Origin of the sequence: Collinsella sp. TM09-10AT (genome assembly GCF_003436275.1) — a bacterium.
GTDB lineage: Bacteria > Actinomycetota > Coriobacteriia > Coriobacteriales > Coriobacteriaceae > Collinsella.
On the sequence record NZ_QSOP01000001.1, the window covers coordinates 71,310 to 82,413 of the forward strand.

Consider the following 11,104-nt stretch of genomic DNA (forward strand, 5'->3'; position numbering starts at 1 on the left):
CATGTCGCTCGTTCTGGATATCAAAAAGCGCTATCCGGGCTTTACCCTCGACATTCAGCTCGATGCCGGCGAGGAGCGTGTGGCGCTGCTGGGCGCCTCGGGTTGCGGCAAGAGCTGCACGTTGCGCTGCATTGCCGGCGTGGAGACACCCGACGAGGGCGAGATCGTCGTTAACGGCGTGACCTTTTTTGACTCGGCGGCGGGTGTCAACCTGTCGCCCCAGGAGCGAAAATGCGCCCTGCTGTTCCAGAACTATCAGCTGTTTCCCAACATGACGGTGGCCGATAACGTATGCGCCGGTGTTAAGGATGCGGGCGACGCCGCCGCGCGCAAAAAGCTCGCCGAGCGCTATCTGGGCATTTTCGGTCTGGCCGATTTTGCCGACCGCTACCCCGCGCGCCTCTCGGGCGGTCAGCAGCAACGCGTGGCGCTTGCGCGCATGGTGGCGGCGCATCCGGGCATTTTTATGTTCGACGAGCCCATGAGCGCGCTCGATTCCTATCTTAAGAGCGCGCTCGAACAGAACATGCTCGACCTGTTCGATGTGTGCAACCGTACCGTGCTCTACGTGAGCCACGACATCGACGAAGCGTGCCGTCTGTGCGAGCGCATTTGTGTGATGCACGACGGGCATATGGAGGAGATCGGCTCCGTCGAGGACGTGGTCCGCCGGCCGCAAACTTTGGCTGCGCTGCGCCTGACGGGCTGCAAGAATACGAGCCGCGCGCGCAAGATCGGCGACGAAGAAGTTGAGGCCCTCGACTGGGGCATGACCTTCAACGTGGGCCGTGAGGTTCCCGATAACGTGGCGTACCTGGGTATTCGTGCGAGCTACTTCCATGTGGACAACCGTGCTGAGCGGGGTCGCAACAGCTACGACCTGCATGTGGCCCGCGTGAGCGATTCACGCTTTGAGCGGCTGGTGCTGTTGGACGTGCCACGTGTCGATTCGCCCACGCGTCTGCAGTGGAAGGTCAACAAGGTGAGCGTGGCTTCCGACGAGCTGCCGCAGGCCGACGAGACCCTGCGCATGCACTTCGATGCCAAGAGAATTCATCTGGTTTGTCGATAATGTGACAAAGGGACAGTCCCTTTGTCACATGCGGGACCTCGGTCGCCTAGAAGCGCGACCGTTTGCCGAATCTAGACTGACAAAACCTTATCAATATGATAAATAATTATCAGAGGGTAGGTTCGGGCATTAGACATCTTGTGCTCCGATGCTGTCGTACGTGTGTCGGCGGTGTTCGTCTGGACGACGACCGCCGGTATAATTGCCTTCGATAAGAAATAGGAGGGTGCGTCGATGCCGCAGATGACATATTCGTGTCGTATTGCGGCGCGCGCCCTGTATATGGCTCGGAGCCGCATATGAGCAGGTATGTTCACGGCTCCGGGAGAGACGACGCACAACTAAATAATCGACCGCAAAGTAGGTTCCCTAAAAATCCGGTTTTGAGCACGGCCGGGCAATCGCCGCCCGTCGTGCATCGATACCGCTGTTATCCGTTTTTGGTTCGAGAGGGGAACCGTTATGGCTGAAGAATTTGATTTCCATCCGATGTGGGAGAGCCTCGGCATGAATCTTGCCGACCACGACATGCTGCTGGGCGCCGTGGGCCAGATGTACGGCGATATGTTCCTGACGCAGAACAATCGCCCCAAGTCCACGTCCTACCTGGATTTTGTCGCCACCAACATCCACAGCGGCCGTATTAAGGAGATGCTCGACAAGAAGGAGGCCGGCGAGGCCACCAAGATCGTGGGCAGCTTCTGCGTCTACGTGCCCGAGGAGATTGTGCTCGCCTGCGACGGTATCCCCGTGGGTCTGTGCTCGGGTGCCGATTGGGCGACCGACAAGGTCGAGGAGCACTTGCCGCGCAACACTTGTCCGCTCATCAAGAGCTTTGCCGGCTTTAAGCTGGGCGAGGTCTGCCCCTACATTGAGTCGAGTGACTTGGTGGTAGGCGAGAACACCTGCGACGGCAAGAAGAAAGCCTACGAGTTCTTTGCCACGCAAAAGAACATGTACGTCATGGATATTCCCAACGTACACGACGAGTCGACGCTTGTGACCTGGAAGGCCGAGGTCAAGAAGCTCGCCGCCAAGATCGAGGAAGAGTGCGGCGTCACGATTACGCCTGAGCGTCTGAAAGCCGCCATCCACGCCGTCAATGAGAAGCGCCGTGCCCTGCAGCGCCTCGCTGCCACGCGCGCTGCCGACCCAGCGCCCATCAGCGGTCTCGACAGCCTGCTGACCGTTCAGGCCGCCTTTATGGACGACACGCCGCGTCTGACCGGGGCCATCAACGATATGGCGGCTGAGTGCGAGCAGCGTGTCGAGGCCGGCGAGGGCGTGGCGCCCAAGGGGACCAAGCGCATCCTGTACACCGGCACGCCCATGGCCGTGCCCAACTGGAAGCTGTTCAACCTCATCGAGAAGGCCGGCGGCGTTGTGGTAGGCGAGGAGTCCTGCACGGGTTCGCGCTATTACAAGGACCTGGTCGACGAGTCCGGTGAGACGGTTGACGAGATGCTCGATGCCATCGCCGAGCGCTACTTTAAGATCAACTGCGCCGTCTTTACGCCCAACGACCAGCGTATGAAGGACATTGTCCAGATGGCCAAGGACCTGCACGCCGACGGCATCGTCGACGTGGCCCTGCAGTTCTGCACGCTCTACGAGATGGAGTCGTTTGCCGTGGAGAAGGCCGCCGAGGAGGCAGGCATTCCATTTATGCACATCACGACCGACTACGCCGGCGAGGATGCAGGCCAACTGCAAACCAGGATTGAGGCTTTCTTGGAAACCATCTAGGACTATTCGTCCCGGCGGCTTCCCCAGGCACCCGATCTTGCTGTTCAAACCGTCGCTTGCGTACCAAAGTACGCGACGCTCCTCTTTCACGGCAACCTCGGGCACCTGGGAAAGCCGTTTCCTTGGTTGGTTAAAAGGTTTGTTAAGGAGTTATATGTCGGAAAATATTGAGCAGCCGTTGCCGTCCACGTTTGAGGAGTTCAACGAGCAACGCAAGGCGGCGTTTATTCGCGTCAAGGATTATAAGCAGGCGGGTAATCGCCTGGTCGGCTTTTTGTGCAGCTATACGCCGCTCGAGATTATCGATGCCGCGGGCGCCTCGAGCGTGGCTCTGTGTGGTACGTCCGACGAGGTGATTCCCGAGGCCGAGAAGGTGCTGCCGGCAAACCTGTGCCCGCTCATCAAGTCTACGTATGGTTTTGCCTATTCGCAAAAGTGCCCGTTTACGTACTTTAGCGACATGATCATCGGCGAGACCACCTGCGACGGCAAGAAGAAGATGTACGAACTGCTCAACGAGCTCAAGCGCACGCACATTCTGCATCTTCCGCAGGGTCGCGATCGTGCCTACGAGCGTGAAGGCTGGTACGAGGAGTGCCGCCTGCTCAAGGAGGAGCTCGAGGGCTTCTACGGCATCACGATTACCGACGATGACCTGCGCGCTGCCGTCCGTCGTCGCAACCGCTTGCGTGCGGCCCAGCTCGAGATGTTTGCACTGCAAGCCAACCAGCCGGCGGCCATGAGCGGCGTCGACCTGATGAGCACCATGTTTGCCGGTACGTTCAGCTTTGATATCGAGGCCTATACGCAGCAGCTGGAGCAAAAGGTCGCCAAGCTGCGCGAGGCCTACGACGCAGGCGAGCGCCCGGTTGCGGTGGATGCCAAGCGCATTCTGATCACTGGTTGCCCGGTGGGCGGCGTGATCAACAAGATCGGTCGTACCATCGAGTCCAATGGCGGCGTGGTCGTGTGCATGGACGATTGCTCGGGCGAGCGCACGGCGGCCATGATGATCGATCCGGAGGCTCCCGACATCCTGCGTGCCATCGCCGACCGCTACCTGGACATCAACTGCTCGGTCATGACGCCCAACGATGGTCGTATGGAAAACACGCTGGCCATGTGCGAGAAGTATCACGTCGATGGCGTAGTGGAGAGCGTGCTCCAGGCGTGCCACACCTTTAACGTGGAGAGTGCGCGCATGCAGGAGGCTGTCGAGGGCGCGGGTATTCCGTATATGAAGATCGAGACCGACTACAGCAACGGTGACATGGGCCAGATCGAGACCCGTATCGCCGCCTTTATCGAGACCCTCTGACGTCTGAGGCACCCGACCTTCCGGCTCCAACCCTCCTCGCGTACCTTGAGTACGCTTCGTCGGGCTTGTCGCTCGGAATCTCGGGCACCTCAGACGCCAGAGGGCCGTTGTTGCAGTGGTGTCTGATCGTTTGATTAGTTTGCCGATTAGGAGAGAGCCATGATAGGGATCGGGATCGATATCGGGTCTACGGCGGCTAAGGCTGCTGTGGTCGATGGTGAGGGTTCGGTGGCGTGGACGTGCGTGCAGCCAACCGGGTTCTCCTCGGTCGATGCCGCCGATAGGTTGCGCGAGGCGCTCGCGGCGGCGGGCTTTGACGTTGCATCCGATTCTGCGCGTGTGGTGGCCACGGGTTACGGGCGCGTGGCTGTGCCATACGCCCACAAGGTTGTGACCGAGATTACCTGCCACGGCGCCGGTGCCGTGCGTCTGTTTGGCGATCGCGGCACGGTGATTGACGTGGGCGGCCAGGACACCAAGGTCATTCAGCTTAAAAATGGCCGCGTGGCCAAGTTTGCCATGAACGACAAGTGCGCTGCCGGCACGGGGCGCTTTTTGGAGATCATGGCCGACCGCCTAGGTATTTCTCAACAGCAGATGGCCGACCTGGCGCGTTCCGGCGAGCCTACCAAGATTTCCAGCATGTGCACGGTGTTTGCCGAAAGTGAGGTCATTAGCCTGATCGGTCGCGGTGAGCCGCGCGAGAACATCGCGCGTGGCGTGATCGACAGCGTGGTCTCGCGCGTGGCGACCATGGCCGGGCAGGCCGCGGGCGCCCCGTACTACCTGACCGGTGGCCTGTGCGAGAACGCCTTCGTGGTGGAGCGGTTGGGCGAGCTGCTGGGGTCGCCGGTGACCACCTCGCCCCAGGCTCGCTTTGCCGGTGCCATCGGCGCGGCGATTCGCGCACAGGCGCTCGATTAATGCATCGGCCGTGGGCCTGCATTCATGCGTATACTGGGAGGAAATGATTGACCGATGAGAGGAGGTATCGATGGCTGACGATCAGATTAAGCTCACGTCTATGACTGCCGCGAGCGGTTGAGCCGCTAAGTTGGCTCCTGGAGCCCTCGCCCAGGTCCTGGGCGACTTACCCAATGTGCATAACGACAACCTGCTCGTGGGGTTCGATACCTCCGACGATGCGAGTGTTTTTCGTGTTGGCGAAAACCTGGGCCTCGTGCAGTCCGTCGACTTCTTCCCGCCGATGGTCGACGACCCGTTCCTGTTTGGTCAGATCGCGGCGGCCAACTCGCTGTCGGACATTTATGCCATGGGTGGACGACCGAGCCATGCCATGAACCTGCTGTGCATTCCCAGTTGCCTGGGCGTCGAGGTCGCAGGTGAGATTCTGGCGGGTGGCGCCGACAAGTGCGTCGAGGCTGGCTGCACCATCGCGGGCGGCCACACCATCAACGACGACGAGCCCAAGTACGGCCTGTCCGTGAGTGGCTTTGTCGCGCTCGACCGCATGCTCGCCAACAGCGGTGCGCGCGTGGGCGATGTCCTACTGCTGACCAAGGCGATCGGCTCGGGCATTATCACCACGGCCATTAAGGGCGTGCTCATCGAGCAGGACGAGGCCGCAGCCATGTTTGACTCGATGCGCACCCTCAACGAGGCCCCGATTCGCCTGGCCGAGGGACTCGAGCTTCACGGCTGCACCGATGTCACGGGCTTTGGCCTGATCGGGCATGCGTGCGAGATGGCCGAGGGCTCGGGCGTGCAGATTGAGCTCGCGTCGGGGGCGGTGCCGCTCTTTGACCAGGTGCTCAATATGGCGCGTCTGGGCATTATCCCTGTCGGCGCCTACCGCAACCAGGATTTCTTTGGCCCGCGCGTGGCGGCCGACGATGACCTGGAGCCGGGAATGCTGGATGCGCTGTACGATCCGCAGACCTCGGGCGGCCTGCTCATCGCAGCGCCTGCTGCCGATGTGGATGAGCTCGCCCGCCGCCTGCATGCCGAAGGTCGCGTTGCCGCCACAATCGGCCGCGTGTGCGAGGCGGTGCCGGGTGGTCCTGCCGTTCACGTTGTGCATTAAGGAAAACCGTTTATGCGACCGTCTACTGTTCTGGGCGGTCCCTTTTGAAAGGATTTGCTATGTCTACCAAAATTGAAGTCAATGCCATGGGCGATGCCTGCCCGCTGCCCGTCGTCAAGACGCTCAAAGCTCTGAAGCAGCTTGATGGCGAGGGTGTTGTCGTGACCTCGGTCGACAACGAGACGGCCGTCAAGAACATCTCCAAGATGGCACAGGAAAAGGGCTGCACGGCCTCGGTCGAGAAGGTCGCCGATGCCGAGTGGCACGTGATCGTGGCGACCGCCGGCGCCGTTGCCGTGGCCGATCCTGAGCAGGACGGCGCCGCTTTCTGCGACGCCAGCGCCGGCAAGGGCAAGCTGGTCGTGGCCGTCTACACCGATTGCATGGGTCGCGGCGACGATGAGCTGGGCCACAAGCTCATGAAGGCCTTTATCTTTGCCGTGACGCAGCAGGAGGAGCTGCCCGCCACGATGCTCTTCTACAACGGCGGCGCCAAACTCACCGTCGAGGGGTCGCCGGTGCTTGACGACCTCAAGGGCCTGGCCGAGCAGGGTGTCGAGATCCTTACCTGCGGCACCTGCCTCGACCACTTTGGCATTAAGGACCAGCTTGCCGTGGGCGATGTCACGAACATGTACGTGATCGTCGAAAAGATGGAGCAGGCCGGCCGCGTCGTGCGTCCGTAGCGCCTGGGTGGGATTGCCATGAGAGAAAAGCGCCCGGCGCTTGTCATCACGTTTCCCACCACGGCGGCCGCCATGGGCTGCGAGTCTCTGTGCCGTGAGCGTGGCCTTCCCGGGCGAACGATTCCCGTACCCGGAGAGGTTGCTGCCGGCTGCGGCCTGGCATGGAAAGCCCTGCCTGAAAATGAACCACTGCTGCGAAGCGAGCTTGCCGCGGCGGACGTTCCCACCGAGGGCTTTACTGTGATCGATATGTGGGAGGTCGTGCGATGATCTACCTGGATAACGCGGCGACGACCATGCACAAACCTCAGGCGGTCATCGATGCCGTGGTGCAGGCGATGTGCTCGCTCGGCAATGCTGGGCGAGGCGCCACGTCGGGTGCGCTCGACGCGGCGCGCACCATCCACAGCTGCCGCACCAAGCTTGCGCGCTTGCTGGGCTGCCCGCGGGTGGACCATATTTGTTTTACGCCCAACTCCACGGCGGCGCTCAACACCGCCATCAACGGCGTGGTGCGCCCCGGCGATCGTGTGGTCACGACGGTGCTCGAACACAACTCCGTGCTGCGTCCGCTCAACCGCCTGGCGGTAGAGCAGGGCGTGACTGTTGAGCATGCGGGCTGCGACGCGAACGGCGTGCTCGACTACGACGAGCTCGAGCAGCTGGTCACGCCGGGCACGCGTGCCGTGGTGGTGACACACGCCTCCAATGTGACCGGCAACGCGGTCGACATTGCACGCGTGGCTGCCATGGCCCATGCGGCCGGCGCGCTTGTGATCGTCGATGCCTCGCAGTCTGCCGGCACGGCGCATATCGATATGCAGGTCATGGGGCTCGACGTGGTGTGCTTTACCGGCCACAAGGGGCTCATGGGCCCGCAGGGGACCGGTGGCCTAGCCGTGGCGGAAGGCATTGACGTGGCTCCTTGGGCCATGGGTGGCACGGGCGTGCGCAGCTTCGATGCGCTGCAGCCGCAAGAGTGGCCCACGCGTCTTGAGGCGGGCACGCTCAACGGTCACGGTATCGCCGGCCTTTCCGCCGGCCTCGACGTTATCGAGGCTCAGGGCGGGGTAGAGGCGATTGCGGCACGCGAACGTGCGCTTGCCGAGCGCTTCCTCGCCGGCGTTCGCGACATTCCCGGCATTGCGCTCTACGGTGCGTTTGACCAGCCCGTGCGCTCGGCGATCGTTTCGCTTAACGTGGGCGATATCGATTCGGCCGAGGTCTCGGACGCGCTCATGCAAGGGTGGGGGATTGCGACACGCCCCGGCGCCCACTGCGCTCCGCTCATGCACCGCGCACTGGGGACCGAGCGCCAGGGTGTCGTTCGCTTCTCGTTTGGGTATTTCAACACGGACGAGGAAGTCGACACCGCGATTGACGCTCTGCGCGATTTAGTCTGCTAAAGCGTATATACTTGCGGGACGGGTCTTTTGCCCGTCCCGTTTTTGTCTCGACTCGAAAGGTGGTCCCATGGCCTCATCCGCTTCCCGCGGCCTGCGCTCCGACCATGTCCTCACTGTCGGCATCGCCCTGTTCTCGATGCTCTTTGGCGCCGGCAACCTCATTATTCCGCCGCTGCTGGCGCTGTAGGCAGGTTCTGCCACGCCGGTCGCCATGCTTGGATTTCTCATTGCCGCCATTGGCCTGCCCGTCATGGGCTTTATCGCCGTGGCGCTTGCCGGAACGGCGCGCGAGCTTGCCGGCCGCGTGCACCCCAAGTTTGGCGAGTTCTTTGTCGCGGCGGTGTATCTGGCTATCGGCCCGTGTCTGGCCATTCCGCGTACGAGCTCCACAGCCTTCGAGATGCTGGTGCCGCTGCTGCCCGAGGGCGTCTCGCATGGCACCGCGCGCTTGGTCTTCGCCGTCGCCTTCTTCGTGGTCGCATTTGCGCTCACGCTGCGTCCCGGCGTCATCACGCGCGTGCTCGGCCGCATTACGGGCCCCGCGCTCATCGCCCTTATCGTGTTGGTCGTGGGCGCAGCCGTGGTTTCGCCGCTGGGCCCTGCTGCCGCGCCGCAGGCTCCCTATAATGCCGGTGCTGCCGTGCAGGGCTTTTTGACCGGCTACCAGACCATGGACCTGCTCGCCTCGCTCGCCTTTGGCATCATCATCGCCGAGACTATCCACGAGCTGGGGGTTACCGATGACAAGCGCGTTGCCTTCGAGATTTCGCGCTCCGGCGTGATCGCCGGTGTGCTCATGGCCATCATCTACTGCGGCCTAGCACTTGCCGGCGCGCAGCTCAGCACCGTGATGCCCGATGCCACCAATGGCGCCGCCATCCTCGCTCGCTCTGCCTCCATGCATTTTGGCCTTGCCGGCACGGTCGTGGTCTTTGCGATCTTCTTCCTCGCCTGCATGAACGTGTGCATCGGCCTCATCAGCTGCTGTTCGCGCTATTTCTGCGAGACGTATGTGGTCAAAGGGGGAGCGGAGGCTTCCGAGGAGGCCATGCGCCGCCCCTTTGCGATTCTCGCCTTTGTGTTCGCGGCGTTTTCGTGCGTGCTTTCCAACGTGGGTCTCGACGTGATCCTCATGTTCTCGGTGCCTATGCTCAACGCCCTGTACCCCGTCGCCATCGTGCTGGTGCTTATGGGTCTGGTGCACGGTTTCTGCGACGCGCATCCGCAGGTGTGGGTCTGGGTCGGCGGCGTTGTCGCTGTCCAGAGCGTGATCACCTCGGTTCGCGATGCGTTCTTTACGGGCGCGTGGCTGCCGTTCGATGCGCTGCCGCTGGCAGACATTGGAGCCGCGTGGGCGCCGGTTGCCGTGGTGGCGTTTGTGATCGGCCTGCTCCACAGCCGGTTTGTTGCACATTCGAGGAGCTAGGGTATCGTCGCTTGCACAGGCGGGGAGTCTCCCCTATAATTTCCTTCGCTTTGGGACACGCAAGGTTTAGACCTTAGCTGCTCAACACCTTCGGGACGTGGCGCAGTTTGGTAGCGCGCCTGCTTTGGGAGCAGGATGTCGCAGGTTCAAATCCTGTCGTCCCGACCATATCTTGCGGGCGTAGTTCAATGGTAGAACCCCAGCCTTCCAAGCTGATGACGCGGGTTCGATTCCCGTCGCCCGCTCCATAAGAATTGTTTTAACGGCTTTGGTTTCCTTTGGGAATCAGAGCTGTTTTCGTTTACGCGCCGGGCGACGGGAATCGAACCCGTCAGGGTGCTGCGCTGAGAAAATGCGTGAGCATTTCCAGCGCAGCACGCAAGGGCCGAAGGCCCGCAGCGAAGCAAATCCTTGGACTTCCCGTCGCCCGCTCCAAGCTATATAATCGCAGGCCAATATGCTAATTTGGCTCGCGTTTATTTTTATACCGTCCGACCTCGCGGGGCAAATGAACCAGGAGCGTTTGTCCCAAATCGTAAGAAAGTAGTGATTGCCATGGCGCAGAGTAAGGCAGAATATCCCACCCCCGATTGCCTGGCGCCCGCCGCGATCGAGGCCAAGACTGAGGCCGCCGGCGTTACCAAGGCTAACCTGCCGGTCTCGAAGGCCTTTTTGCTCGCTATGTTCGCCGGTGCGTTCATCGCCTTTGGCGGCCTGTTCTTCACGGTCTTTCTGAGCGATGCGTCCCTTGGCTGGGGCGCTCAGCGCTTTGTGGGTGGCCTTGCTTTTTGCCTGGGGCTGGTGCTCGTGCTTATTTGCGGCGCGGAGCTGTTTACCGGCAACTCGCTTATGGTCTGCGCGCTTAAGAGCAACAAGATCACGCTCGTCCAGATGCTCAAGGCTTGGGCTATTGTGTGGATCGGCAATTTTGCCGGCGCCCTGTTCGTTGTCTTTTTGATTTACATGGCAGCTATTTACAAGCTCAACGGCGAGGCCGTCGCCAACGCCATGGTGAGCGTCGCCGCCGGTAAGGTTACGATCGACGCCGTTACCATCTTCTTCCGCGGCATTCTGTGCAACATCTTTGTCTGCCTGGCCGTATGGATCGGCACTGCCGGCAAGACCGTGGTCGATAAGGTCGTGGGCATTTTGCTGCCCATTGCCGCCTTTGTGGCCTGCGGTTTTGAGCACTGCGTTGCCAACATGTACTTTTTGCCCATGGGTATTTTGATGCACTCCTGCGGCTATGGAGCCGATGTCGCTGGCGCCGATGCCCTCAACGCTGCCGGGTTGGCGCTCAACCTTACGGTCGCCACGCTGGGCAATATCGTGGGTGGCGCCCTGATCGTGGCGCTGGGCTACTGGTTTATCTACGCCAATAAGGAGGCCTAAAGCCACCAAGCCAT

9 protein-coding genes, 2 tRNA genes and 1 pseudogene are annotated in these 11,104 nt (G+C 61.5%); all 12 read left to right on the forward strand.

The genetic code is table 11. The features are described 5' to 3' along the window. The first annotated feature begins 1 nt into the window (after nt 1). The 12 genes and pseudogenes from DXD77_RS00325 (at nt 2) to DXD77_RS00380 (ending at nt 11,090) form a co-directional block, all read left to right on the forward strand. Entirely contained in the window at nt 2-1,072 is a 1,071-nt protein-coding gene (locus DXD77_RS00325; protein WP_117647274.1) for a sulfate/molybdate ABC transporter ATP-binding protein, read from the forward strand. Between the two features lie 462 nt (nt 1,073-1,534). Continuing rightward, the gene (locus DXD77_RS00330; RefSeq protein WP_117584066.1) at nt 1,535-2,818 is read left to right on the forward strand and encodes a double-cubane-cluster-containing anaerobic reductase; all 1,284 of its coding nucleotides are present in this window, start codon (nt 1,535-1,537) and stop codon (nt 2,816-2,818) included. Nucleotides 2,819-2,972: 154 nt separating this feature from the next. Further along, nucleotides 2,973-4,136: a double-cubane-cluster-containing anaerobic reductase gene (locus tag DXD77_RS00335; protein ID WP_117647276.1), complete on the forward strand. Its 1,164-nt coding sequence runs from the start codon at nt 2,973-2,975 to the stop codon at nt 4,134-4,136. A gap of 159 nt (nt 4,137-4,295) precedes the next feature. Next, complete coding sequence (locus DXD77_RS00340) at nt 4,296-5,060, forward strand: acyl-CoA dehydratase activase (protein ID WP_117647278.1); 765 nt, start codon at nt 4,296-4,298, stop codon at nt 5,058-5,060. Nucleotides 5,061-5,130: 70 nt separating this feature from the next. Then, a complete protein-coding gene (gene selD / locus DXD77_RS00345; RefSeq protein ID WP_117647280.1) occupies nt 5,131-6,180 on the forward strand; it encodes a selenide, water dikinase SelD in 1,050 nt (349 codons plus the stop codon). Between the two features lie 59 nt (nt 6,181-6,239). Next, nucleotides 6,240-6,866, forward strand: a complete 627-nt coding sequence (yedF, locus tag DXD77_RS00350; protein WP_117637560.1) for a sulfurtransferase-like selenium metabolism protein YedF — start codon at nt 6,240-6,242, stop codon at nt 6,864-6,866. An 18-nt stretch (nt 6,867-6,884) separates the two neighbouring features. Then, nucleotides 6,885-7,136 (forward strand): DUF3343 domain-containing protein, encoded by a 252-nt coding sequence (locus DXD77_RS00355; RefSeq protein ID WP_117629429.1) that lies wholly within the window; start codon nt 6,885-6,887, stop codon nt 7,134-7,136. Continuing rightward, the gene (locus DXD77_RS00360; protein WP_117647282.1) at nt 7,133-8,272 is read left to right on the forward strand and encodes an aminotransferase class V-fold PLP-dependent enzyme; all 1,140 of its coding nucleotides are present in this window, start codon (nt 7,133-7,135) and stop codon (nt 8,270-8,272) included. The genes DXD77_RS00355 and DXD77_RS00360 overlap by 4 nt, the downstream gene beginning before the upstream one ends. Before the next feature lie 67 nt (nt 8,273-8,339). Beyond that, a pseudogene (gene brnQ, locus DXD77_RS00365) lies at nt 8,340-9,698 on the forward strand (branched-chain amino acid transport system II carrier protein). A gap of 91 nt (nt 9,699-9,789) precedes the next feature. Continuing rightward, a tRNA-Pro gene (locus tag DXD77_RS00370) sits at nt 9,790-9,866 on the forward strand. A 6-nt stretch (nt 9,867-9,872) separates the two neighbouring features. Continuing rightward, nucleotides 9,873-9,946: transfer RNA gene (locus DXD77_RS00375), tRNA-Gly, on the forward strand. A 307-nt stretch (nt 9,947-10,253) separates the two neighbouring features. Continuing rightward, entirely contained in the window at nt 10,254-11,090 is an 837-nt protein-coding gene (locus tag DXD77_RS00380; protein ID WP_117647354.1) for a formate/nitrite transporter family protein, read from the forward strand. Nucleotides 11,091-11,104: the final 14 nt, after the last annotated feature.